We start from the raw sequence: 24,809 nt of genomic DNA on the forward strand, positions 1-24,809 counted from the left end.
GGCGGCCGCCTCTGCTAGAATTTTCGGTTCCTCGAACGACCCCGGGCGCCTCCGTGACCCCGCTGCTGCTTTCCGCCTACACCGCCACCACCTGCCTCGGCCGCGGCCTCGACGCGACCCGGCTGGCCCTGCGCGCCGGCCGCAGCGGTCTCGCGCGGTGCGCGTTCGAGACGGTCGAGCTCGACACCTGGATCGGCGAGGTCGCCGGCGTCGACGACGAAACGCTGCCTGCCGCCCTCGCCGACTACGACTGCCGCAACAACCGGCTGACCTGGATGGGCCTCGAGACCGACGGCTTCGGCGACCGCGTGCGCGAAGCCGTCGCCCGCTACGGGCGCGCACGCGTCGGCGTCTTCCTCGGCACCAGCACGTCCGGCATCCTGCAGACCGAACTCGCCTACCGCCGCCGCGATCCCGCGACGGGCGCCCTGCCCGCCGACTTCAACTACCGCACCACCCACAATTCGTTCTCGCTCGCCGAATTCACGCGCGCCTACTTCGGCCTCGAAGGCATGGCGATGACGATTTCAACGGCCTGCTCGTCGAGTGCCAAGGTCTTCGCCGCCGCGGCGCGCCAGATCGAGCTGGGCCTGATCGACGCGGCGGTCGTCGGCGGCGTCGACACGCTGTGCCTGACCACGCTCTATGGCTTCGCCTCGCTGCAGCTCACCTCGCCGCGGCCCTGCCGGCCCTACGACGCCGCGCGCGACGGGATCTCGATCGGGGAGGGCGCCGGCTTCGCGCTGCTCGAGCGTGCGCCCGCGCCACCCCCCGGGGCGGTGCTGCTGCTCGGCGCCGGCGAGTCGAGCGACGCCTACCACATGTCGTCGCCGCACCCGGAAGGGCTGGGTGCGAAGCGCGCGATGGAAGCCGCGCTGAAATCCGCAGGCCTCGCCCCCGCCGACATCGACTACATCAACCTGCACGGCACGGCGACGCCGGCCAACGACGCCGCCGAAGGCCGTGCCGTCGCGGCGCTGTTCGGCGACCGCGTCCCCTGCTCGTCGACCAAGGGCGCGACCGGCCACACGCTCGGCGCGGCAGGCGCGGTCGAGGCCGCGATCTGCGCGCTCGCGCTCACCGACGGCGTGCTGCCCGGCAGCCCCGGCACCGCCGCGCCGGACCCGGCGATCCCGATCGGCTACGTCATCGAAAGCCGCGCCGCAGCGCTGCGCCGCGTGCTCTCCAATTCCTTCGGCTTCGGCGGCAGCAACTGCAGCCTGATCTTCGGAGTCGCCGCATGAGCGCCGCGCCGCTCGCCGCCTGGATCGAAGGCATCGGCTTCATCGCGCCGGGCCTGCCGGACTGGCCTTCCGCGCGCGCGGTGCTGCGCGGCGAGCAGCCGTACACGGCGGCACCGTCGGTGCTGCCGGCACCGACCCTGCTGCCGCCCGCCGAGCGGCGGCGCGCCAGCCGCGTCGTCAAGCTGAGCCTCGCGCTCGGGCTCGAGGCCGTTGCCCACGCCGGCGCCGACGCGGCGACGCTGGCGACGGTGTTCAGCGCGTCCGGCGCCGACGGCCATAACTGCCACGCGCTGTGCGAGCAACTCGCGACCGACGACCGCCAGATCTCGCCGACGCGCTTCCACAATTCCGTGCACAACGCCGCCGCCGGCTACTGGGGCATCGCCACCGGCGCGATGGCGCCGTGCCAGGTCCTCTGCGCGTACGACGCCAGCTTCGGCGCGGGGCTGCTCGACGCCCTCGCGCAGGTCGCACTTGCGCGCCAGCCGGTGCTGCTGATCGCCTACGACAGCGAATACCCGGAGCCGCTGCACGCCAAGCGCCCCGTTCCCGATTGCGCCGGCGTCGCCCTGCTGCTGACTCCCGAGCGGAGTCCGTGCACCCTGGCGGCGATCGGTGCCGGCGCGACGGCCGACGCGGCGGAATCGCTCGCCGACGCCGAACTCGAGGCGCTGCGCACGAGCATCCCCGCACTGCGTGCGCTGCCGCTGCTGCAGCGGCTGGCGGCCGGCGACGCAGGACGCGTCGGCCTCGATTACCTGGCGCCGATGCAGCTCAACGTGCAGGTCGAGCCGTGCTAGACCGCAACTGGATCGCCGCGCACATCCCGCATCAGGGCACGATGTGCCTGCTCGACGCCGTGCTCGAATGGTCGGACGCCGCGATCGCGTGCCGCGCGACGAGCCACACGGCCCCCGACAATCCGCTGCGTGCAGAAGGACGGCTGGGCGCCGCCGCCGGCATCGAGTACGCCGCGCAAGCGATGGCGGTGCATGGCGCGCTCCTCGGCGGCGACGACGCGCCGCCGCGCCAGGGCTACCTGACCAGCGTGCGCGGGGTCACCCTGCACGCGAGCCGGCTTGACGACGTCGACGGCGCGCTGGAGGTGCGCGCCGAGCGCCTGTCGGGCAACGCCAACCACATCCTCTACCAGTTCTCGGTCGCGCACGCCGGCCGCTGCCTGCTCGAAGGCCGCGCCGCCGTGGTGCTCGACGCTGCAGCCCTATGAAAGTCGCTGCCCTGTGAAGGAAACCCCATCATGAAACGCGCCCTCGTCACCGGCGGCAGCGGCAGCATCGGCGCCGCGATCTGCAAGCGCCTCGCCGCCGACGGCCACCACGTCTTCGTCCACGCCAACCGCAGCCGCGACCGGGCGGCGGCCGTCGTCGCCGAGATCCGCGCGGCCGGTGGCAGCGCCGAAGCGGCCGCCTTCGACGTCACCGACCGCGCCGCGACCGCCGCCGCGCTCGAGGCGCTGCTCGAGGGCGGCGCCATCCAGATCCTCGTCAACAACGCCGGCATCCACGACGACGCGGTCTTTCCCGGCATGTCGGGCGAGCAGTGGGACCGCGTCGTCGACGTGTCGCTGAACGGATTCTTCAACGTGACCCAGCCGCTGACGCTGCCGATGATCCGCACGCGCTGGGGGCGCATCGTCAACGTCTCGTCGGTGGCCGCGGTCGCCGGCAACCGCGGCCAGGTCAACTATTCGGCGGCCAAGGGCGCGCTGCATTCGGCCAGCAAATCGCTGGCGCTGGAACTGGCGAGCCGTGGCATCACCGTGAACGCGGTGGCGCCGGGCGTGATCGCGACCGACATGAGCGAGGGTGCGTTCGACACCGAAACGATCAAGAAGCTGGTGCCGATGCAACGCGCCGGTCGGCCGGAGGAAGTGGCCGACCTGGTCGCCTTCCTCGCCTCCGACCAGGCCGCCTACCTCTCCGGCCAGGTGATCTCGATCAACGGCGGGATGATCTGAGCAGGCTCAGGCGGCGCGCCGCACCAGCGCCCCGAGGCGTGCGAGCTTCGGCGCGACCCTCGGCACCGTCAGCATGGTGCTCGCCACCGCCATCAGCAGCAGCGCGGTGAAGGTCTCGCTGCTGATGATGGCCTTGTCGAGCAGGATGTTGGAGAAGATGATCATGATCAGCGCCTTGGTCTGCAGCAGCCAGCCGATGACCGACGCCTCGCCGGGCGCCCAGCGCAGGATGCGCCCGGCGAGGTGGACGCCCGCCAGCTTGCCCACCACCGAGGCGAGCAGCAGCAGCGCGGCGACCAGAAACACCGCCTCGCCGCCGACGTTCCAGGTGGTGCGCAGGCCGGTCGAGAGAAAGAACACCGGCATCACGACCAGCAGCACGTGGTGGCGCAGCAGGTCCATCCGCTGCTGGTCGAACCATTCCGCATCCATGACGGCGCCGGCGAGGAAGGCGCCGACCATGAAGTGCAGCCCCGACCAGTCGGCGCCGAAGGCGCACGCCGCCAGCCAGATCAGCGCGACGTACCAGCGGTCGCGCTCGGCGAGGCGCGGCATCAGGCGGCGGTACAGCCAGGCCGCGACCGCGAAGGCGGCGAGAAAGGCGAGCTGCCGCCCGACCCGCTCCCAGTCCATCAGGATCAGCGCGAGCACGCCCCAGATCGCCACGTCGTCGAGGCTGGCGTAGCGCAGGATGCGCTGGCCGAGCGGCTGGCGCAGCACCTCGAGCTTCTCCATCAGCAGGATCAGGATCGGCAGCGCCGTCACGGCACAGGCCATGCCGACGCCCAGCACGAATTGCCAGGTCATCGCCCGCTCGCCGCGCCAGCCGTCGAAGCCGAGCAGCACGGCCGCGGCCCCCGCCCCGAACAGCAGCGGCGTGCCGAGCGCCAGCCCCGCGGTGATGCCGGACTCGCGCCGGTGGGCCCAGGCCTTCTTCAGATCGAGCTCGATGCCGGCGATCATCACGAACAGCATCACCGCCCACCACGCGATGCCGTTCAGCGACTGCACCACCGCGGGGTTGAACACCAGCGCGTAATAGTCGGGAAACGCGCGCCCGAGCACGCCGGGCCCGAGCACGATTCCGGCGAGGATCTGCACCACGACGAGCGGCGCGTAGTAGTCCGTCCTGCCGAGGCGCCAGATCAGCCACGGCACGCTGAAGATGATCGTCATCGCGATCAGGAAGGTCTCGGGCGTGCTCATGCCTTGCGCCCCGTGTATTCGCGAAAGATGCCCAGGGTCACGGAGCAGTTCACGTCGGCAAATCCGGCCCGGCGCATCGCGTCGAGGATGCGCTCCGGCTCGATCGCGGCCTCGATGGTGGCCCCGTAGTATTCCCACAGCCGCCCTATCACGGCCTGGCTGCGCGTCAGCCGGGCGAGCAGCGGAACGACGACGCCGATGTGCAGGCGCAACAGCGCCCGCGCCAGCCGGCCGCGCGGCCGGCTGATTTCCATGATGCAGACGCGGCCGCCCGGGCGCAGCACGCGCAGGTACTCGGAGAAGGCCCGGTCCAGATCGCCGACGTGGCGCAGGGCATAGCCCATCGAGACGAAGTCGACGAGCTCGTCGGGCAGGGGGATCGATTCCGCATACGCCTCGATGGTCTCGACGGCGACCTTCTTGCGCAGTTCGGCGAGCATGCCGGGCGAGGGATCGAGCGCAAGGACGCGTCCGGCCGGGCCCACGAGTTCGTGTCCGGCGACGGTCACCAGTCCGGTGCCGGCGGCCACGTCCAGCAGCGTCATGCCGGTCTGCAGGCCGTTGCGGCGCAGGACGTCGCGCCGGTACCAGGCGCCGCTGCCCAGCGCGGTGAGCCCCTCGGCGCGGTCGTAGCCGGGCGCCGCCCGGTCGAACAGGTCGCGGGTGACGGCGCGCCGCTCGTCCTCATTCGAAAAATAGGCCGTCAGTCGCGCGTCGGCCTTCAGGGCCGGCTGGCGCATGGGGGATCCGCTCATGAGGTGGGTTCCGAAAGACGCCGCCAGACCAGCAGCGGCAGGCGCAGCACGAAGCCGAGGAAGAGCCGCGCGTGCATCCAGGTCAGGAGCGCGTTGTCGCGCAGGTACTTGAAGTGCGAGACGCCGCCTTCCTCGGCCGACAGGTAGCGCACCGGCGCATCGAGGTTGAGCGGCCGCACGCCCGCCCAGCACAGGCGCACGACCGCCTCGGGGTCGAAATCGAAGCGGCGCATGAAGCGGTTGCGCCGCATGATGCGCGCGAGCGGCGCGATCGGATAGACGCGGAAGCCGTACAGCGAATCGCCGATGCCCATCCACAGCGTCTCCAGGTTGGCCCAGCCGTTCGATACCTCGCGCCCCTTGACGCGCAGGGCGGGCGCCTCCGGCCCGAACACCGGCTTGCCGAGCACCATCGCGCCGGGTTCTGCCTGCGAAGCCGCCATGAAGGCGGGAATCAGCGCGGCCGGATGCTGGCCGTCGGAATCCATGGTCAGCGCATGCGTATAGCCGGCGGCGGCCGCCTGCGTGATGCCTTCCAGCACCGCCGCGCCCTTGCCGCGGTTCTCAGGCAGCACGATGACGCGCAGCCCTTCGTCGGCCGCGGCCAGCGCCTGCAGCGAGTCGGCCGTGCCGTCGGTGCTGCCGTCGACGACGACCCATACCGGCGTCCACTGCGCACGCGCGGCCCGCACCGTATCGACTACCCGGGGACCCGGGTTGTAGCTGGGGATGAGGACGAGGCGGGTGGGCGAACGCGGCGGCATGGCTCAGGCGGCGGCCGAAGCCGGGTAAGTCGGGGCCTCGACGCTGAAATAGGCTTCCAGTTCGGCGGCGAAAAGCGCCGCATCGTTCGGCGGCGGGAAGCGCCGGCCGAGGCGGATGCGGCAGCTCAGCGGCAGCACGGGGGGGCGGAACAGGGGCCAGGCCTTGCCGAGATAAGGCGTGGAAAAATCGATCAGCAGCGTCTGTACCGGCACTTTCGCGCGCTGGGCCATCAGGCCGGCCGCAGGCTGGCAGCGATCGATGGGAAAACGCGACGTGCGCGTGCCTTCCGGGAAGATCACGACCTGCGCGCCGCGCTCGAGTTCGCCGCGCGCGCCCAGGATCATCTCGAGCGGCGCATCGTTGCGGATGTAGCCCGCCAGGCGCGCCGCCGCGCCGAACAGGATGTTGTCGAGCAGGCTTGCCTTCATGACGCAGACCGCGTTGGGCAGGCGCGACACGATCATCACCGCGTCGAGCAGCGAGGGATGGTTCGCCGCGACGACCAGCGGGCCGGCGTCGCGCAGGCGGTCGAGCTCGGCCAGGTCGAAGCGGCTCGCGCAGGCGAGTTCGAGGAAACGCAGGTAGGCGCGGAAGCCGCGCGAGATCACCACGCGTCCCAGCGGCCGGCCGATGCGGCGCGGCAGCAGCGGCGTGAGCAGCATCGCGAACGGCAGCCACGCGAGGCAGAGCACCGCCAGCGCGCCGAGCCCGGCGATCATCGCGAAGGCCTCGTAGGCGCCCCACAGCGGGGTGCGCACCATCCCGCGCTCAGTCATCGACGGGCACGCGGGTCGACGACTCGCCGAAGATCCAGGACACGGCGAAGCCGCCCGCGACGTCGTTCTCGCGGCGCACCAGGGGGCTGTCGGCGAAGACGGCACCGGCGAGGCTGTCGTAGCGCACGAAGGCGCCGAACCAGACATTGCGGAAGCGCTTCGACGTCGACGCCAGCACCTGCACGCCGGCGTATCCGGCGTCGGCCGCATAGGCCGGGCGGGTCGCGGTCGCGTATTGCGGCGCGACGCCGTAGAAATAATCGTGCTGGCGGGCGTCGCCGAACACCGGGCCGGCGAGGAACCCGAACTTCCACCCGGGCAGGCCCCGCACGTCGGTGAGGTCGAGGTTCAGCTTCGGATTGAACACCCAGCCGATGTCGCGCGGCGTGCGCTCGAGCGTGTAGGCCGCGCGCAGCGGCAGCTGGAGCTTGAGGAAGCGCGCGCGGTTCTCCGAGCGCCACAGCGTGACGTCGAGCTCCGGACCGACCTCGAAGCTCGCCTGCAGGTCCGGCATGCCGGCGCGCGCGATCACGCTGTCGCTGGGTGCCGGCGGCGACAGCGCGGCCGACACGGTCAGCTCGAGGCGGTCGCTGTCGAACACCTGGCCGCGCAGTCCGTGGCGGTCGGCCTTCAGTATCCTGCCGTGGTAGGTGAAATAGGGAATCGGCATCAGAAACGTGCTGCGCTGGTCGGAGCCGCGGTAGGCCGGCAGGTCCAGCGCGGCGACGCCCGCGCCCACCTCCCACAGCGGCGCCTCCTCGACCGCGTGCGCAGCCGGAACCGACAACACCAGCACCAGCGCCGCCGCCAGATGAATCGAGCGGGCCATCAGTCCGACCCCAGCGCGTGCGAAGCCATCGCCTCGATCTCGACCAGCAGGTCCGCGCGACAGATGTCGGCCTGCACGTAGAGCGTCTCCGCCCCGCCCAGCGCCGACGCGAGCGCGTCGCGCACCGCCGGGAAGTCGGCCGCATGCCGCACGTAGACACGATAGACGAGTTCGTCGAGCCTGAATGGCCGCGATCGCGCAGTGCGATTGACCTCGGCGACGACCGCCGCGACGTTGGCCAGCGCCTCGCGCGATTGCGCGGCGACATCCTCGGGATGCACGGTCCGGTGGCCCACGATGCTGGCCGTGCCCGAAACGAACAGCAACTCCTGCCCCGCCGGATGGACCAGCGCGGCGCGCGAGAAGGTCGGCGCGCGCGGGCCGTATTCGCCGGGATAGTGGTAGGCGCTGACCTGGCGCGGATTTTCGAACGGCATGGCCGGCGCCCGGCCGGCGAGGAAGGCGATCGACAACGGGCCTTCGGCGAGGCCGATCGCGCAGGCCGCGGGGACGTTGCCGGTCGCGCTGCGACGATGGGCTATGAAGGCGTCCTGACGGCCGACGTTGAACTGGCGATAACGCTCGAGTCCGTGCGTCTCGGCGTTGATGTCGGCCATGTAGTTCCACACGCGCCACAGATGCGGCAACTGCTGCGCCTCGAGCAGGCGGAAGACGCGATCGTAGGCCGCCGTGCTCGCCGCCTGCAGCGGCGGCCGGCCGGCGCCCGCGAAGTCGGCCTCGTCGAGGTCGATCACGCCGAACAGCGCCTCGCCCGCGCGCCGCCAGACGATGCCTTCGCTGACCCCGTGCTGCACGGGGCCGGCGGCCGGCAGCCAGGTCTCCTGCACCGTGGCCGTGCCGGCCCCCAGGAGGGGCGCGCTGATCGCCTGCAGCGGCCAGCCGGCGGCGGGCGCGACCCCGCGCCCGAGCAGGGCGCCGCCGAGTTCGCTGCCGGTCCGGTGCAGGGCCGTGGGCGGCGAGGAACGGAATTGCAGTGTCACTATGCGTTGTACAGGGCCGGGTCGTCGACCTTGCGGATGTTGAAGCGCCGCTGCTTCCATGCCGCGAGGGCACGCTGCGGCTGGAACACGTTGGCGGCGTAGTAGAGCGCCTTGAAGACCCAGACCGAGCGCCAGATCGGCGTCCTGTCGAAGATGTCGCCGGCCAGCACCGACAGCAGCGCTTCCTTGACGCGGAAGACGTTCTTCGGCCCCATGAAGAAGTCGCGCATGATCGGGTTGGTCACGCGGTAGATGAACCACGAGAACTGCTTCGGGCCGTGCTTCATCTTCGCGTCGAAGCGCTTGAGCGCGGCCGGCGCGGCGGCGGGATTCTTCAGGCAGGCGTCGAGGGTCTCGGCACCGATCACGCCGCTGTGCATCGCCAGCCACACGCCGGAGGAGAACACCGGGTCGATGAACGCGTACGCGTCGCCGAGCATCAGGTAGTTCGGTCCGTGGGTGCGCTCGGCCACATAGGAAAAGTTGCCGGTCGCCTCGACCTCGGTGATGAGCTTCGCGTCCTGCAGGCGTTCCGCCAGCTCCGGACAGGTCGCGACGTTGTCCAGCAGGAACTGCCGCAGGCTGCGCGCGCCCTTGGTCTTCATGTGGTAGGGCCAGGTCACCATGCCGACACTGGTGGTGTCGTTCATCATCGGAATGAACCAGAACCAGCCGTGGTCGAACCAGAAGATCGTGATGTTGCCCTCGGCCTGGCCTTCATGGCGGCGCGCATGGGCGAAATGGCTGTAGACCGCGGAGCTGTTGTGGCGCGGGTTGCGGTGCTTGATCTGGAAGCGGTTCGCGAGGAAGGTGTCGCGGCCGGAGGCGTCGACGACGAAGCGCGCCTGCCACGCCTCTTCGCGGCCGTCGTCGTGGCGCGCACGGACGACGACGCGGTCGTCCGGCTGGAAGTCGACCGCCTGCACCCTGCAGCCCTGGTGCACCTCCGCGCCCTTGCGCGCGGCGTTGCGGATCAGGACGTCATCGAATTCGGCGCGCTTCACCTGGTAGGCGTAGGGCATCGACTTGTCCCACGCATCGGCGAAATGGAACACCTGCGTCGCGTCGTGATAGGGGGACACGAACTCGGCCGCCCATTTCTCCATGCCGATCGCCTTCACCTCGTCGGCGATGCCGAGCCGCTCGAACAGCGGCAGGTTGGCCGGCAGCAGCGATTCGCCGATGTGGAAGCGGGGATGGCGGGCCTTCTCGAGCAGCACGACGTGGTAGCCCTTCTCCGCCAGCAGCGGCGCGACCGTCGAGCCGGCGGGTCCTCCGCCGATCACCAGCACATCGCAGCGGCGACGTTCCCCCTGTTGGATTTGCTGTTCCATGGCTTTCACTTTCCGAATCCTGAATCGTTCGCAGCGGGCACGATGCCTCGTCGCGGCGAGCCGTCGCCCCTTGCGGGCAGGCGAATTATACCGTCGCGGGCAGGCCGGCGCCGCTTATCCCGGCCAGCGCACGCCGTGCCGGGCCTGCTGCGCGAACGCCTCGGCGGTCACCGGGCGGCTGAACAAGTAGCCCTGCGCTTCGTCGCAGCGCGAGGCACGCAGGAAGGCCAGCTGGGCGTCGGTCTCGACGCCTTCGGCGATCACCTCGAGCTGCAGGATGTGGCCGAGCTGGATGATGGCCTCGACGATCGAGGCGCTGTCGCCGTCGGTCAGGATGTCCCGCACGAAGGACTGGTCGATCTTCAGCTTGTCGACGTCGAGCCGCTTGAGATAGGAGAGACTCGAATAGCCGGTGCCGAAGTCGTCGATCGAGAGCTTCGCGCCGAGCGCCTTCAGGCTTCGCAGCGTCGCCATCGTCGCTTCCTCGTCCTGCAGCAGGACCGACTCGGTCAGCTCCAGCTCCAGGCAGTGCGCCGGCAGGCCCGACGCGGCGAGCGCCGCGGACACCATCTCGAGCACGTTGCCGCGCTTGAACTGCAGCGCCGAAAGGTTGACCGCGACCACCAGCGGCGGCAGGCCCTGGTCCATCCACTGCCGCGCCGCACGGCACGCCTCGTTCAGCACCCATTCGCCGATCGGCACGATATGGCCGCTGCGCTCGGCCAGCGGAATGAACCGCGCCGGCGCCACCAGGCCCTCGGTCGGGTGCTGCCAGCGGACCAGCGCTTCCGCGCCGGTGATCCGGCCGTCGCGAAGATCGACCTGCGGCTGGAACAGGATGCGGAACTCGCCTTGCCGCAGCGCGCGGCTGAGGTCACCGGTGAGCCGCATCTGGTCCTGCAGGTCGGCGTTCATCTCCAGCGTGAAGAAGCGGTAGGTATTGCGCCCCGCGGCCTTGGCGCCCTGCACCGCCGCGTCGGCGGACTTCAGCAGCGTGTCGAAGTCGCTGCCATCGGTCGGGAACACGCTGATCCCGACCGAACAGGACAGGGTGAGGCTGTGGCCGTCGACGACGAGCGGATCGGCAAAGGCGTCACGGATGGCGTTGGCCATCCCGACGATGGCCGCCGGGTCGCGCAGCCCGGTCAGCAGGATGGCGAATTCGTCGCCGCTCATGCGGCTCAGGGTGTCGGTCGCGCGGATGCACTGCTGCAGCCGGCCGACCACCGCCACGAGCGCCTTGTCGCCCATCTCGTGGCCGAGGCTGTCGTTGACCTGCTTGAAGTGGTCGACGTCGAGGTAGAACATCGCCATCGTGGTGTGCTCGCTCCGCGCGATGCGAAGCGCGTGTTCGAAGCGGTCGCGCAGGAGCAGGCGGTTGGGCAGGTGGGTCAGCGGATCGAACTGGGCGAGGAAGGCGAGCTTGCCCTTGGCGACCTCGTGCTCGGCACGGGTCCGCAGGCTGACGATGCCGTAGGCGAGATCGCTGGCGAGCTCTTCCAGCAGCGCGACCTCGTCCGCGTCGAAGGCATCCGCCTCGCGCGCATAGATGGTCAGCGCGCCCAGCACTTCGGCGTTGCCGATCAGGGGCAGCGCGATGCTGGACTGGTAGCCGCGCTGAACGGCCGCCTGCTTCCAGGGCGCCATCTTCGGGTTGGCCAGCACGTTCTGGTTGACGCACGGCAGCCCGGTCCGGATCGCGGTGCCGGTCGGCCCCTGCCCGAATTCGCCGTCGTCCCAGCTGACGTGAATGGCGTCGAGGTAGCCGTTCTCGTAGCCGGACTGCGCGATGGGCCGCACGGTGCGCGCGTCATCGTGCTCGGCGTAGCCGACCCAGGCCATCAGGTAGCCCCCGGTCTCGACGGCCAGGCGGCAGATATCGGTCAGCAGCTTGTGCTCCTCCTGGGCGTGCACGAGCGTCGTATTGCACGCGCTCAAGAGGCGCAGCGCGCGATTGAGGCGTCGCTGCCGCTCCTCGCTGTGGCGCAGGTCCGCGGTCATGCGCTCGGCCAGCGCGAGCGCCCGCGCCCGCCCGGTGACGAGCAGCCACACCACCAGCGCGAGCATGGCGCTGCCGAGCGCGCCGCCGACGAGGATCGTGTTCGCCCGGTCCGCGCGCAGGCGCGCGTCGAAGGCCGGCAGCGAACTGATCACCAGCGTCCAGCGATGGCCGAACAGCGGCAACGGCTTGACCAGGCGGAATGCGGGACCGGGCCCGCTGACGCGCCCGTCCGAATCGAACATCAGGCTGCGCGTCTGCGGCGCTTCGCCATCGTAGATCTCCAGATCGAGCGCCTCGGCGATTTCGCCGAAATGCCGGCCGAGGATGCCGCGCATCAGGTCGTCCATGCGGAAGGGCGCGTAGACCCAGCCGACGAGATTCGCGCGCCGCTCCGGCTCCGTCTGGTGCGGCGCATGGGGCCGGTAGATCGGCAGGTACATCAGGAAGCCCGCCTGCTCGTCCCGCCCGCTCTCCTGGACCAGCCGAACCTTGCCCGAGATCGCGGTTGCGCCGCTGTCGCGCGCTTCCGCCATGGCGGCGCGGCGCACCGGTTCGGAATACATGTCGTAGCCGAAGGCACGCTGGTTGCGCCAGTCGAACGGCTCCAGGTAGACGATGGCGGAATAGGCGTCGCGATCCCCCGCCGGCCGGATGTCGTATCGGGGGAAACCCTCGGCCCGCACGCGCGCGACGTGCGCCGCCTTCTCGTCCGGCCTCACCCACTGCGCGAAGCCGACGCCCTGGATGCCGGGATACTTCTCGTCCAGCCGCAGCATGCCGACATACTCGGCAAATTCGGAGCGGTCGACCGAGTCGGATGCGGCGAACAGCCCGGCAGCGCCTTCCAGCACCTGCTCGTACTTGGTCATCCGCGTGTTGAGGTCGCGCACGACCTCGTTCACGCGGAACGCGAACTCGTCGTGCAGCGCCCGATGGTAGGACGTGCGGGCGGCATCCTGGAGCGCATAGGTCAGCGCGAGCCCGAGCAGCAGGATCGCCGGCGGAAGGAGCCGCAGGCGGGGCAACGCCGTGCTAGCGAGCACGTTCACGTCCCGGCGGAAGCGTCGATGTCATGCCGTCCCTTTCCCCGGGGCGTCCATGGGGTCCGCCCTTCCGAACGCATCGGGGCAGGCGCTCAGCCCCGCTTGATCAGCGTGCCGACGCCTTCCGGCGTCAGCACTTCCAGCAGCAGGGCGTGCTCGACGCGGCCGTCGATGATGTGCGCGGTCTTGACGCCGCTGTTCACCGCGTCGACCGCATAGCCGACCTTGGGGATCATGCCGCCGGAGATGGTGCCGTCGGCGATGAGCTCGTCGACCTCGCGCGGAGTGAGGCCGGTCAGGAGCTGCATCTGCTTGTCGAGGACACCCGGCGTGTTGGTCATGAAGATGACCTTCTCGGCCTGCAGCACACCGGCGATCTTGCCGGCCGCGACGTCGGCGTTGATGTTGTAGGCGTTGCCCTCGGAGTCGGTGCCGAGCGGGGCGACCACCGGAATGAAGTCGCGCGCGTCGAGCACCTGGATGATCTCCGGGTCGATCCCGGTGATCTCGCCGACCTGGCCGATGTCGAGCAGCTCGTCGGCCTTTTCCTTGCTCTTCACCAGCATCTTCTTGGCGTGGATGAAGTTGCCGTCCTTGCCGGTCAGCCCCACCGCGCGGCCGCCGTGCTTGTTGATCAGCGTGACGATGTCCTGGTTGACGAGGCCGCCCAGGACCATCTCGACCACGTCGAGCGTTTCCTCGTCGGTGACGCGCATGCCCTGGATGAATTCGCTCTGCTTGCCGATGCGCTGCAGCAGGCCGGCGATCTGCGGCCCGCCGCCGTGCACCACGACCGGGTTCATGCCGACCAGCTTCAGCAGCACCACGTCCTTGGCGAACGCCTCCATCAGGTGCCGCTCCGTCATGGCGTTGCCGCCGTACTTGATGACGATGGTCTTGTCGTAGAAGCGCTGGATGTAGGGCAGCGCTTCCGACAGGATGTGGGCCTTTTCGGCAGCGGTGTGGGGCGTGGTCATGTCGGCTCCGGATGCGATTGCGCGGATTTTACGCCAATAAAAAAGGCGGCGCGCGGCCGCCTTGCTGCGTTGCGGGCGCGGTCAGCGATGCATGTGCTGCATCGCCGCGCCGGGCGCACGCGCCTCGGCTTTCACCTCGACCGTCTGCCGTTTGCCGTCCGCCTCGATCACCAGCGTGAGGGGGATGACGTCGCCCGCGGCGATCGGCTTCTTCAGGTTCATCAGCATGATGTGGTAGCCGCCGGGCTCGAGCGAGACGGTCTTGCCCTTCGGCAGCTCGATCGCCTTCACCTCGCGCATGCGCATGACGCCGCCGTCCATGCTCATCTCGTGCACTTCCACGCGCGGCACGGCCGTGCTGGTGACGCCGACGAGGCGCGCGTCGGCGTCGGAGCGGATCTGCATGTACGCGCCGCTGACCGGCTGCCCCGGCACCGTCGCGCGGGCCCAGGCATCGGTGACGGCGAGATTGGCGGCCCAGGCCGACTGCGCAGCGAGGAGGCCGATGGCGGCCAGCGTCAGGAGCTTCGGGTTCATCTGTCTTCCTTCCGTGAAAAGTGAAATGGTTCGGCGCTGCGGTTGTTCGCCTGGGCGCCGGCTTTCGCGGCAACGATAGGCAATCGCCGCCGAAATGGCGATGCGACCGATTGTCGCAGCGCCGACGATCGCCGCGCATCCGCGCCGCTTGCGTCAATTTGCCACATTCCCGCACGGAACCGATCTTTTTAGACTTCGTCCGCCGACCCAAACAAGAGAACAACATGCGCTTATCGCCCACTCCCCTGTCCCTCGCGGTCTCGCTTGCGCTCGCCACCTGCTGGCGACCCGCCCTGGCCGAATCCCCTGCAGTTGCGGCCAGCTCGGACCCGACGCCGCTGACGGTCGTCGTGGTCGGCGCGCACCCCGCCGACGTCGACCCCAACAGCGTGACGCTCGATGACGCGACGCTGCAGGCGCTGCGCGCCGCCACCAGCGACACCGCGAGCCTCTTGCGCGACGTGCCCGGCCTCAGCCTCTATGGGGCCGGCGGCGTCTCGAGCCTGCCGGTGATCCGCGGCCTGGCCGACGACCGCCTGCGCATCAAGGTCGACGGCATGGACCTCGTCTCGGCCTGCGGCAACCACATGAACCCGCCGCTCTCGTACATCGATCCCAGCCGCGTCGCGGGTGCCCGGGTGTTCGCCGGCATCGCGCCGGTCAGCACGGGCGGCGACAGCATCGGCGGCACCATCCTGGTCGACTCGGCCGCACCGGAATTCGCCGCCGCAGGCGAAGGCACGCTGCTCAAGGGCGAGGCGGGCACCTTCTATCGCAGCAACGGCAACGCGGTGGGCGCGAACCTGAGCGCGACCGCCGCGGGCGAAAACCTGAGCCTCACCTACAGCGCCTCGGCGGCGCGATCGGACAACTACACCGCGGGCGGCGACTTCAAGCCCGCCGGGCTGGCGTTCGTCAAGAAGGGCCCTTCGCTCTACAACTCGACGACCTGGCTTGCCGGCGACGAGGTGGGCTCGACCCGGTACGAGTCCATCAACCAGTCGCTCGACGTCGCGCTGCGTCACGACAACCACCTGATCGACCTCAAGCTCGGCCATCAGCACATTCCCTACCAGGGGTTTCCGAACCAGCGCATGGACATGACCGACAACACCAGTTCCCAGGTCAACCTGCACTACAGCGGCCGCTACGACTGGGGTCTGCTCGATGCGCGCGTCTATCGCGAGCACACCGAGCACGCCATGAACTTCCTCGAGGACAAGGCCTACTGGTACCTCAACGCCGCCGCCGGGCAGACCATCGCCGCCCCCGGCATGCCGATGTACACCGACGGGCGCAATACGGGCGTCGTCGTCAAGGGCGACATCGCGCTGTCCGCCCGCGACCTGCTGCGGACCGGCGTCGAATACCAGCGCTACCGGCTCGACGACTGGTGGCCGGCCAGCGGCAACGGCGGCATGTCGCCCAACACCTTCTGGAACATCAACGGCGGCCAGCGCGACCGCTACGCCGCGTTCGCCGAATGGGAGGCGCAGTGGACCCCGCAGTGGCTCAGCCAGCTCGGCGTGCGCCACGAGACCGTCAGGATGGACGCGGGGCCGGTGCAGGGCTACAACGCCAGCTACACCGCCGACGCCAGCGCCTTCAACGCCAGTGACCGCAGCCGCACCGACCGCAACTGGGACCTGACCGCGCTCGCCCGCTACACGCCGGGCCCGACGCAGACGATCGAATTCGGTTACGCGCGCAAGACCCGCTCGCCCAATCTCTACGAGCGCTACACGTGGTCGACCGGCGGCATGGCGATGTACATGGTCAACCTGGCCGGCGACGGCAACGGCTACGTCGGCAACCTCGCGCTGCAGCCGGAAGTCGCCCACACGCTGAGCGCGACCTTCGACTGGCACGATGCGCGGCAACAGGAGTGGGGCATCAAGCTCACGCCCTATTTCACCTACGTGGACGACTACGTCAACGCGCGCCGCCTCACCTCCACGACGGTGACCGACCAGTTCGTGTTCCTGAGATTCGTCAACCAGGACGCGCAGCTCTACGGCTTCGACCTGTCGGGCCACGCCCCCCTTGCGCGCGGCACGCGCTTCGGCAGCTTCACCGCCCACGGCGTGCTGAGCTACGTGCGCGGCAAGACCACCAGCGGCGCCGACGACAACCTCTACAACATCATGCCGCTCAACGCGCGGCTGTCGGTCAGGCAGCGCATCGGTGCCTGGAGCAACGTCGCCGAGGTGTTGCTGGTCGACGCGAAGTCGGACGTATCGCAAATCCGCAACGAGGTCCGCACGCCCGCCTACGGGATCCTCAACCTGCGCGGCAGCCACGCATGGAAGCAGGCACGCCTCGACTTCGGCGTCGAGAACGTGTTCGACCGCCTCTACTATCAACCGCTCGGCGGCGCCTACGTGGGCCAGGGCGTGACCATGCCGCCGACGGCGATCAGCGGCGCCACGCCGGTATGGGGCATTCCCGTTCCCGGCATGGGCCGCACCGTCTACGCCGGGGTGACCGTGCAGTTCTGAGGCCGCGCCGCCGATGCACCGAGCCCCGTGCCCCGCATGGGGTTTTTCGTTCATGGCATCCGCCGCGCAAAAAAAATCCCGCCGTGAAGGCGGGACAGGGTCAGGTCGGTTTGCGATGAACGCCCTGACAATCTAGTCGCCCCGGCCTGGCCGCACAATTGGACAAATTGTCGCAGCCCCCCGCCCTCGCCGGCACGCACATTACAATGGCCGCCATGGTGCCCCGCGCCGACTCCACCCTGCTGTCGACCCTCCCTGCCCGCGCCTTGCTGGGGCGCCTGCTCGCCGTGCGCGCATCGCTGATCGCAGGCTGGGCCGTCGGCATCGTCTGGCTGCACTGGGGCATCGGCATTCCGATGCCGCTCGCGCCGATGGGCGCGGTGCTCGTATTGATGGCGCTGTTCGCGCTCGCCACCGCCTGGCGGCTGCGCCAGGAACTGCCCGCGACGCAGCTCGAATTCCTCGCCCACCTGCTGGCCGACCTCACCGCATTCGCGGTGCTGGTGTTCTTCAGCGGCGGCGTGACCAACCCCTTCGTCACCCTGATGCTGGTCCCCGTGGTCATCGCCGCGATCAGCCTGCGCCCGCGCTGGGTCTGGCTGCTGGCCGCCGTGGCCGGTACCTATTACGCGCTGCTGCTGTTCGTCTATCGGCCGCTGGCCATGACCGACCCCGTCGCCGCCACCGCGATGCACCTCGGCGGCATGTGGTTCAACTTCCTCGCCAGCGCGGGATTGATCGCATTCTTCGTCACCCGCATGCACGCCGCCCTGCGCGCCCGCGACCAGGAGCTCGCCGACCTGCGCGAACGCCAGCTGCGCGACGAGCGCATCGTTGCGCTCGGCACCCAGGCCGCGCTCGCCGCGCACGAACTGGCGACCCCGCTCGCGACGATCCAGACCACCGCGCACGAGCTGGCCACCGAATTCGCCAACGATCCGGACATCGGCGCGGACTGCCGCCTGCTCGAACGGCAGGCGCAGGCGTGCAAGAGCATCCTCACGCAGCTTGCCGCCCGCGCGCAGGACGGCGCCCCCGCGGCCCAGCCGCTCGATGCCTGGCTCGCCGCACTGGTCGAACGCTGGCAGGTGCTGCGCCCGGACGCGCGCATCACCCTGCACCTGCCCGCCGATTCGCGTGCCTTCCGCCCGCCCGACGGGCTCGAGCAGGCCATCCTCAACGTCCTCAACAACGCCGCCGACGCCGCACCGGAACCCGTCGAGCTGCGCGCCCTCGCCGAGGCGGACGCCCTCGTGCTGGAGATCGGCGACCGCGGACCGGGATTCTCGCCGGAACAGCGGGCGCGGGCCGGGCGCGTGCTGTTCAGCGGCAAGCCCGGACGCGGCTGGGGCATCGGCCTTGCGCTCACCCACGCCACGCTCGAGCGCCTCGGCGGCACCCTCACCCTGACCGAACGCGAAGGCGGCGGCACCCGCGTGCGCATCCGCCTGCCCTGGAGACTTCCCGTATGACCGCAACCGCTGCCGGAATGAAACTGTTGATCGTCGAGGACGACGCCGATTTTGCCGCCGCGCTCGCGCGCGCGATGACGAAGCGCGGTGCCGAGGTCGCGCTGGCGCACGATGCCGATGAAGCGCGGGACGAGGGGGAGCGCTTCGCGCCCAGCCATGCGGTCGTCGATCTCAAGCTGCCGGGCGAATCCGGCCTCAAGGTCGTGGAGCAACTGGCTGCACGCAGCCCGGCCCCGGCCATCGTCGTGCTCACCGGCTACGCCAGCATCGCCACCGCGGTGGAGGCGGTGCGGCTCGGCGCGCGGCATTACCTCGCCAAACCGGCCAATGCCGACGAAATCCTCGCCGCGCTGATGCGCGACCAGCCCGACGCTGCGCTCGAGGTGAGTCCGGAGCCGTTGTCGGTCGCGCGGCTGGAATGGGAGCACATCCAGAAGGTGCTCAACGAGCACGACGGCAACATTTCGGCGACCGCGCGCGCGCTGAAGATGCACCGCCGCACGCTGCAGCGAAAGCTCGACAAGCGGCCGCCCAAGGCGGACTGAGCCGCCGCGCGGCCGCTAGCCGGCCACGCCCCAGTCAATCCAGCCGGTGTAGGCGGTCAGCAGCACGATGCCGCCGAACACGATGCGATACCAGGCGAACACGGTGAAGTCGTGGCGGCTGATGAAGCGGATGAGGCCGCGCACGGCCAGCAGCGCACTGATGAACGAGGCCGCGCCGCCCACGAGAAAGAGGTCGATGTCGCTCGCGCTGAACAGCGCCCGGTGCTTGTAGACGTCGTACAGGGTCGCGGCGAACATGGTCGGGATCGCGAGGAAGAACGAGAACTCCGCCGCGGTCTTGCGCGAAAGCCCGAAGAAGAGGCCGCCGATGATGGTGGCACCGGACCGCGAGGTGCCGGGAATCATCGCCAGCGCCTGTGCGAATCCGACCTTGAGGGCGTCGCGCCAGTTCATGTCGTCCACCGACTCGGCACGGACGATGTGCTGGCGGCGCTCCGCCCACAGGATCAGCACGCCGCCGATGATCAGCGCCGAGGCGACGACGATCGGGTTGAACAGGTAATGCTTGATCTGCTTGATGAACAGGAAGCCGAGGATCGCCGCCGGCAGGAAAGCCACGATCAGGTTGATCGCCAGCCGCCGCGAGGCCGCCTCGGTCGTCACGCTCGACAGCGCGTGGCCGAGCCGTGCCCGGTATTCCCACACCACGGCCAGGATCGCCGCGAACTGGATCGCGATCTCGAACACCTTGCCCTTCTCGTCGTTGAAGCCCAGCAGCTGGCCCGCGAGGATCAGGTGGCCGGTGCTCGACACCGGCAGGAATTCGGTCAGTCCCTCGACGATGCCGAGGATGAAGGCGTGCAGGAGGATGAGGTGATCGGCCATGGCTGCTCTTCGGATGACAAGGCGCGCCCGGCCGGGCGCGCCTGCGGATTATACGCAGTGCCGGCTCAGGCCAAGGCGGCGGCCGGAAAGTTCCCGCCCCCGCAGGCCGTGACGCGATCCCTGCCCTGCTGCTTGGCCTCGTAGAGACATTCGTCGGCCGCCGCGATCAGGGCGTCGAGCGTGAGGTGCGACGGGTTGCGCTGGGCGAGGCCGAAGCTGGCGGTCACCGAACTCGCACCACCGTCGTGCGGCACGCGCATCGCCGCGATCGCCCTGCGCAGGCGCTCGGCCAGCCGCATCGCCTCGGCGGCATCCGTCTCGGGCAGGAAGACGATGAATTCCTCGCCGCCCCAGCGCGCGGCGACGTCGCCCTGCCTGACCGAATGCCGCAGGAGTTCCGCGGTCGCCCGCAGTACCGCGTCGCCGTGCGCGTGGCCATGGGCATCGTTGAGCGCCTTGAAGTGGTCGAGGTCGAACAGCATCACCGAGGTCGAGTGCCCGTGGCGCACCGTCTGGCTCCACGGCGCGGCGGTCTTGTCGTAGAACGCGCGGCGGTTGTTCAGCGCCGTGAGCGGATCGAGCTGCGCCAGACGCTGGGCGCGGATGCGCTCCTCCTGGCCGACGCGCAACTGGTAGGCGAGCGCGAGCGCCAGCAGGGTCGCATCGACCAGCATGCCGATCTCGACTGCGCGGAAGGTCCAGACCGTGTTCGGGATGAAGCCCCACACCGACAGGGTGGTCAGCAGCGCACCGACCATCGCGGCAAAGGCGGCGATGAGGAAGTACCTCGCCGCCTTCTGGCCGGCGCGGACCGAGACGATGCCGAGCGCCAGCATGAGCCAGGTGAAGAGGAAGGCGAAGCTGAACGAGACGAGCAGCGCCAGCGTCTGGTTGCCGAGCACGACGGCGAGCGCGAGCACGCCTGCGAACGCGGCGCAGAAGCCGATCACCGCGCGGCGGACGCGCGGGAAATACGTCCGCAGGTCGAGGAAGCGGATCGCGAACTGCAGCCCGCCCATCGCGTAGAGCACGATCAGGACGGGATTGGCCCATTGCTGCCAGCGCACGGCGTCGGGCCACAGCCAGGCGAAGCCGTGCCCGGTATAGGCGATGTTCATCGCGACGAACAGCGCGAGATAGAGCGAATAGAACAGGTAGCGCGCGCTGCGCAGGCTCGCGAACAGGATCGCGTTGTACGCCATCAGCGCGAACAGGAAGCCGTATACGATGCCGTAGCTGAATTCCTGTTCCGCCTGCCGCGCACGGGCCGTCTCCGGGTCGAGCAGGTAGAGGGGAACGACCATGGGGTCCGGCGTCTCGACACGCAGGAAGACGTCGCTACGGCCGGGCGGGAACGCGTGCTCGAAGACGAAGTAGCGGCCGCGGACCGGGCGCTCGGCGAACGGCAGCGTGTCGCCGACGCGGTAGCGCGCCACCGTCGCGCCGCCCTCCCGGAAATAGACGTCGACCCGGTCGAGCCAGCTGGTTTCGAGCGAGAGCCGCCTCGCCACGGGCGCCGCGGTCGGATTGTCGACCGCGAAATGGATCCACACGGGCTTCGCGCCGATGCCGAAATCCAGCACCGGCCGGGCACCGGGCGCAAAGCGCCCCTGACGATAGGCAGCGACCGCAGCCGCAAGATCGAGCCGGCCGTCCCGTTCCTGCAGGAACTCGGTCGAGCGGCCGATGGCGGCGACGGAGTCTTTCAGAACCGGCAGCGGCGCCGCGACGGCAGCGGCGCCTGCCGCAAGTAGAAGCACGACGACAAAAACAAACGTCCGGGCAATCGCCCGGACGAACGCGAACGGCCCGCCTGCAAGACCGGGCCGGCAGGCCTCAGACCTTACGGTACACCTCGGCGCCCTGCTTCACGAACTCGACCGCCTTCACTTCCATCCCCTTCTGCAGCGCCTCGGCCTCGTTCAACCCTTCCTTCGCGGCGAACTCGCGCACGTCCTGGGTGATCTTCATCGAGCAGAAATGCGGGCCGCACATCGAGCAGAAGTGCGCGACCTTGGCCGACTCCTTCGGCAGGGTCTCGTCGTGGAAGGACTTCGCCTTGTCCGGGTCGAGGCCGAGGTTGAACTGGTCGTCCCAGCGGAACTCGAAGCGCGCCTTCGACAAGGCGTTGTCGCGAATCTGCGCGCCGGGGTGGCCCTTGGCCAGATCCGCCGCGTGCGCGGCGAGCTTGTAGGTGATGATGCCTTCCTTCACATCGTCCTTGTCCGGCAGGCCGAGGTGCTCCTTGGGCGTCACGTAGCACAGCATCGCGGTCCCGTACCAGCCGATCATCGCGGCGCCGATGCCCGAAGTGATGTGGTCGTAGCCGGGCGCGATGTCGGTGGTCAGCGGGCCGAGCGTATAGAACGGCGCCTCGGAACAGGACTCGAGCTGGATGTCCATGTTCTCCTTGATGAGCTGCATCGGCACGTGGCCGGGGCCCTCGATCATCACCTGGACGTCGTGCTTCCACGCCACCTGGGTGAGTTCGCCGAGCGTGCGCAGCTCGGACAGCTGCGCCTCGTCGTTGGCATCATAAATAGAACCAGGGCGCAAACCATCACCGAGGCTGAAGGCCACGTCGTAGGCCTTCATGATCTCGCAGATGTCCTCGAAGTGGGTGTAGAGGAAGCTCTCCTTGTGATGCGCGAGGCACCACTTGGCCATGATCGAGCCGCCGCGGGACACGATCCCGGTCATGCGGTTGGCGGTCATCGGCACGTAGCGCAGCAGGACGCCGGCGTGGATCGTGAAGTAGTCGACGCCCTGCTCGGCCTGCTCGATCAGCGTGTCGCGGAACATCTCCCAGGTCAGTTCCTCCGCCTTGCCGTCGACCTTTTCCAGCGCCTGGTAGATCGGCACGGTCCCGATCGGAACCGGCGAATTGCGGATGATCCACTCGCGCGTCTCGTGGATGTTCTTGCCGGTCGACAGGTCCATCACGGTGTCGCCGCCCCAGCGGATCGCCCAGGTCATCTTCTCGACCTCTTCCTGGATGCTCGAACCGAGCGCCGAATTGCCGATGTTGGCGTTGATCTTCACCAGGAAGTTGCGGCCGATGATCATCGGCTCGGATTCCGGGTGGTTGATGTTGTTGGGGATGATGGCGCGGCCGCGCGCGATCTCGCTGCGCACGAACTCGGGGGTGATCTCGTTCTGCAGGCTGGCGCCGAAGTTCTGGCCGGGATGCTGGCGGGCCATCAGCGCGGCGAGCTTCGCACCCTGCGGGCCGGATGTCTTCAGCGATTCGAGATAGGCGGCGCGGTTGTTGTTCTCGCGGATGGCGATGAACTCCATCTCGGGCGTGATGATGCCTTTTTTCGCATAGTGCATCTGCGTCACGTTCATCCCGGCGCGGGCTCTGCGCGGCTTGCGGTGCAGGCCGGGGAAGCGCATCGTCGCGAGTTCGGGATTGGCGGCCTGCTGGCGACCATACTCGGAGCTGAGATCGTCCAGCACCTCGGTGTCGCCGCGCGCCTCGATCCATTTCGTGCGCAGCGCGGGCAGCCCCTGGCGGATGTCGATCTTGGCGCTGGGGTCGGTATAGGGGCCGGAGCAGTCGTAGACGAAGATCGGCGGGTTGGGCTCCGAACGGGCACCGCCGGCGCCGTTTTGGCCGCTGAACATCAGGGGCGTGTCGGCCTGGCTGATCTCGCGCATCGGCACGCGGATGTCGGGGGTGCTGCCTTCGACGTAGATCTTGCGGGAATTGGGCAGCGGCTGGACCGCGGCTTCGTCGACGTGCGCGGTCGCGGCGAGGAATTTGGGGTTGGCGTTCATGGGGCGGGCACTCCAAGATAGTGGACGGAGGCCGCTAACAGCACCGCCCAGTCAAATTTCAAACGCGGGCGGCCCGGAAAGCCTCCCTACGGCGGTCTCAACCGCATCAGGTTCGAAGGGTATGTCTCACTCCATCCGGCAAACCAACCGGCTGGAGACCCCTGGCGAGCGGCTCACGGTAGCGGAAATGTGGAATAATTGCAAGGCAAGCCCCCGTCTAACCTATTGAAAATCAAGGGTACCGCATGGACATCAAGCAGGCGCGCTACAACATGGTGGAGCAACAGATCCGTCCCTGGGACGTGCTGAATCAGGACGTACTCGATCTCCTGTTCGAGGTGCGCCGCGAGGACTTCGTCCCCGAGGCCCACCAGGCGCTCGCCTTCGTCGACATGGAAATCCCGCTCGGCCACGGGCAGTCGATGTGGACGCCGCGGCTCGAGGCGCGCGCCCTGCAGGAACTTGCGATCCGCCCGGGCGACCGCGTGCTGGAAGTCGGCACCGGCAGCGGCTACCTCACCGCGCTGCTCGCCGCGCAGGCGGACGCCGTCGTGTCGGTCGACATCGTCCCCGAATTCACCGCTTCGGCCATGCAGAAACTGCGCGCGCACGGCTTCGACAACGTCATGCTGCACACCGGCGACGCCGCCCGCGACTGGCCCGACACGTCCGGCTTCGACGTGATCGTGCTCACCGGTTCGACCCCGCTGCTGTCCGACGCCTTCCTGCAGCGCCTCCACGTCGGCGGCCGCATGTTCGCCATCGTCGGCGAGGCGCCGGTGATGCAGGCACGACTCATCACCTGCACCGCACCGGGCGCGGCGCGCGGCGTGACCCTGTTCGAGACCTGCGTCGCGCCGCTGGTGAACGCGCCGCAGCCCGCCGCCTTCGTGTTCTGATGCGCCAGTTCCGTCCCGCCGAGCTCGCGGCCCACATCGAGGCGGGCCACACGCCCGTGCTGCTCGACGTGCGCGAGCCCTGGGAATGGAATCTCTGCCGCCTGCCGGGCGCGATCCTGATCCCGATGCGGGAGCTGCCGGCGCGGCTTGCGGAGTTGAACCGGGCGGCCGAGACCGTGGTCATCTGCCATCATGGCGTGCGCAGCTATCACGCGGCGCGCTACCTCGAAACGGCGGGCTTCGGCGATGTCGTCAACCTGTCCGGCGGCATGGCCGCCTGGGCCGACGAAGTCGATCCGGCGATGCCGCGCTACTGAACCTT

At 69.3% G+C, this 24,809-nt stretch carries 22 protein-coding genes and 1 riboswitch; of the genes, 9 read left to right on the forward strand and 13 right to left on the reverse strand.

The features are described 5' to 3' along the window. Positions 1-53: 53 nt before the first annotated feature. The 4 genes from VA613_RS14240 to fabG are packed head-to-tail and all read left to right on the forward strand — an operon-like array spanning position 54 to position 3,222. Entirely contained in the window at positions 54-1,244 is a 1,191-nt protein-coding gene (locus VA613_RS14240; RefSeq protein ID WP_324779682.1) for a beta-ketoacyl-[acyl-carrier-protein] synthase family protein, read from the forward strand. Next, positions 1,241-2,044, forward strand: a complete 804-nt coding sequence (locus VA613_RS14245; protein WP_324779683.1) for a beta-ketoacyl synthase chain length factor — start codon at positions 1,241-1,243, stop codon at positions 2,042-2,044. The genes VA613_RS14240 and VA613_RS14245 overlap by 4 nt, the downstream gene beginning before the upstream one ends. After that, on the forward strand, positions 2,038-2,472 hold the full coding sequence (locus tag VA613_RS14250; RefSeq protein ID WP_324779684.1) for a hotdog family protein: 435 nt from the start codon (positions 2,038-2,040) through the stop codon (positions 2,470-2,472). Before VA613_RS14245 ends, VA613_RS14250 begins: the two co-directional genes overlap by 7 nt. A 30-nt stretch (positions 2,473-2,502) precedes the next feature. Then, on the forward strand, positions 2,503-3,222 hold the full coding sequence (gene fabG / locus VA613_RS14255) for a 3-oxoacyl-ACP reductase FabG (protein ID WP_324779685.1): 720 nt from the start codon (positions 2,503-2,505) through the stop codon (positions 3,220-3,222). A gap of 6 nt (positions 3,223-3,228) precedes the next feature. Here the strand turns inward: fabG and VA613_RS14260 are convergent, their stop codons facing one another. From VA613_RS14260 to VA613_RS14305, 10 genes are all read right to left on the reverse strand, one after another. Then, positions 3,229-4,428, reverse strand: coding sequence for a cation:proton antiporter (locus VA613_RS14260; protein ID WP_324779686.1), 1,200 nt, complete (start codon positions 4,426-4,428; stop codon positions 3,229-3,231). Continuing rightward, positions 4,425-5,183 (reverse strand): class I SAM-dependent methyltransferase, encoded by a 759-nt coding sequence (locus VA613_RS14265; RefSeq protein ID WP_324779687.1) that lies wholly within the window; start codon positions 5,181-5,183, stop codon positions 4,425-4,427. The genes VA613_RS14260 and VA613_RS14265 overlap by 4 nt, the downstream gene beginning before the upstream one ends. Beyond that, positions 5,180-5,947 (reverse strand): glycosyltransferase family 2 protein, encoded by a 768-nt coding sequence (locus VA613_RS14270; protein WP_324779688.1) that lies wholly within the window; start codon positions 5,945-5,947, stop codon positions 5,180-5,182. The genes VA613_RS14265 and VA613_RS14270 overlap by 4 nt, the downstream gene beginning before the upstream one ends. Positions 5,948-5,950: 3 nt before the next feature. Next, a complete protein-coding gene (locus VA613_RS14275) occupies positions 5,951-6,724 on the reverse strand; it encodes a lysophospholipid acyltransferase family protein (protein ID WP_324779689.1) in 774 nt (257 codons plus the stop codon). Beyond that, positions 6,717-7,553 carry a MipA/OmpV family protein gene (locus tag VA613_RS14280; RefSeq protein WP_324779690.1) on the reverse strand — a complete coding sequence of 279 codons (837 nt, stop codon included), beginning with the start codon at positions 7,551-7,553 and terminating at the stop codon, positions 6,717-6,719. Before VA613_RS14280 ends, VA613_RS14275 begins: the two co-directional genes overlap by 8 nt. Further along, positions 7,553-8,554 (reverse strand): chorismate transformation enzyme, FkbO/Hyg5 family, encoded by a 1,002-nt coding sequence (locus tag VA613_RS14285; protein WP_324779691.1) that lies wholly within the window; start codon positions 8,552-8,554, stop codon positions 7,553-7,555. Before VA613_RS14285 ends, VA613_RS14280 begins: the two co-directional genes overlap by 1 nt. Beyond that, positions 8,554-9,888, reverse strand: coding sequence for an NAD(P)/FAD-dependent oxidoreductase (locus VA613_RS14290; protein ID WP_324779692.1), 1,335 nt, complete (start codon positions 9,886-9,888; stop codon positions 8,554-8,556). The genes VA613_RS14285 and VA613_RS14290 overlap by 1 nt, the downstream gene beginning before the upstream one ends. Before the next feature lie 114 nt (positions 9,889-10,002). After that, positions 10,003-12,939, reverse strand: a complete 2,937-nt coding sequence (locus VA613_RS14295; protein WP_324779693.1) for a bifunctional diguanylate cyclase/phosphodiesterase — start codon at positions 12,937-12,939, stop codon at positions 10,003-10,005. 86 nt (positions 12,940-13,025) lie between these two features. Next, on the reverse strand, positions 13,026-13,910 hold the full coding sequence (gene argB, locus VA613_RS14300; protein ID WP_324779694.1) for an acetylglutamate kinase: 885 nt from the start codon (positions 13,908-13,910) through the stop codon (positions 13,026-13,028). An 81-nt stretch (positions 13,911-13,991) separates the two neighbouring features. After that, complete coding sequence (locus tag VA613_RS14305) at positions 13,992-14,447, reverse strand: copper chaperone PCu(A)C (RefSeq protein ID WP_324779695.1); 456 nt, start codon at positions 14,445-14,447, stop codon at positions 13,992-13,994. A gap of 224 nt (positions 14,448-14,671) precedes the next feature. Between VA613_RS14305 and VA613_RS14310 the strand changes: the two genes are divergently transcribed. The 3 genes from VA613_RS14310 to VA613_RS14320 all read left to right on the forward strand — a co-directional run bounded on the left by VA613_RS14310 (position 14,672) and on the right by VA613_RS14320 (position 18,962). Continuing rightward, a complete protein-coding gene (locus VA613_RS14310) occupies positions 14,672-16,945 on the forward strand; it encodes a TonB-dependent receptor (protein WP_324779696.1) in 2,274 nt (757 codons plus the stop codon). A gap of 215 nt (positions 16,946-17,160) precedes the next feature. Continuing rightward, complete coding sequence (locus VA613_RS14315) at positions 17,161-18,417, forward strand: ATP-binding protein (RefSeq protein WP_324779697.1); 1,257 nt, start codon at positions 17,161-17,163, stop codon at positions 18,415-18,417. Between the two features lie 17 nt (positions 18,418-18,434). Next, the gene (locus tag VA613_RS14320; RefSeq protein ID WP_324779698.1) at positions 18,435-18,962 is read left to right on the forward strand and encodes a response regulator transcription factor; all 528 of its coding nucleotides are present in this window, start codon (positions 18,435-18,437) and stop codon (positions 18,960-18,962) included. Positions 18,963-18,977: 15 nt separating this feature from the next. Here the strand turns inward: VA613_RS14320 and VA613_RS14325 are convergent, their stop codons facing one another. The 3 genes from VA613_RS14325 to thiC all read right to left on the reverse strand — a co-directional run bounded on the left by VA613_RS14325 (position 18,978) and on the right by thiC (position 23,588). Then, positions 18,978-19,808 carry an undecaprenyl-diphosphate phosphatase gene (locus VA613_RS14325; RefSeq protein ID WP_324779699.1) on the reverse strand — a complete coding sequence of 277 codons (831 nt, stop codon included), beginning with the start codon at positions 19,806-19,808 and terminating at the stop codon, positions 18,978-18,980. 65 nt (positions 19,809-19,873) lie between these two features. Further along, positions 19,874-21,568, reverse strand: a complete 1,695-nt coding sequence (locus tag VA613_RS14330; RefSeq protein ID WP_324779700.1) for a sensor domain-containing diguanylate cyclase — start codon at positions 21,566-21,568, stop codon at positions 19,874-19,876. 76 nt (positions 21,569-21,644) lie between these two features. Further along, complete coding sequence (thiC, locus tag VA613_RS14335) at positions 21,645-23,588, reverse strand: phosphomethylpyrimidine synthase ThiC (protein WP_324779701.1); 1,944 nt, start codon at positions 23,586-23,588, stop codon at positions 21,645-21,647. A gap of 66 nt (positions 23,589-23,654) precedes the next feature. Continuing rightward, a riboswitch (TPP riboswitch) is annotated at positions 23,655-23,761 on the reverse strand. Positions 23,762-23,833: 72 nt separating this feature from the next. Between thiC and VA613_RS14340 the strand changes: the two genes are divergently transcribed. After that, positions 23,834-24,487: a protein-L-isoaspartate O-methyltransferase family protein gene (locus VA613_RS14340; RefSeq protein ID WP_324779702.1), complete on the forward strand. Its 654-nt coding sequence runs from the start codon at positions 23,834-23,836 to the stop codon at positions 24,485-24,487. Then, on the forward strand, positions 24,487-24,804 hold the full coding sequence (locus VA613_RS14345) for a rhodanese-like domain-containing protein (RefSeq protein ID WP_324779703.1): 318 nt from the start codon (positions 24,487-24,489) through the stop codon (positions 24,802-24,804). The genes VA613_RS14340 and VA613_RS14345 overlap by 1 nt, the downstream gene beginning before the upstream one ends. Positions 24,805-24,809: the final 5 nt, after the last annotated feature.

The organism is Thiobacillus sp. SCUT-2, from assembly GCF_035621355.1.
In the GTDB taxonomy this organism is placed as follows: domain Bacteria; phylum Pseudomonadota; class Gammaproteobacteria; order Burkholderiales; family Thiobacillaceae; genus Thiobacillus; species Thiobacillus sedimenti.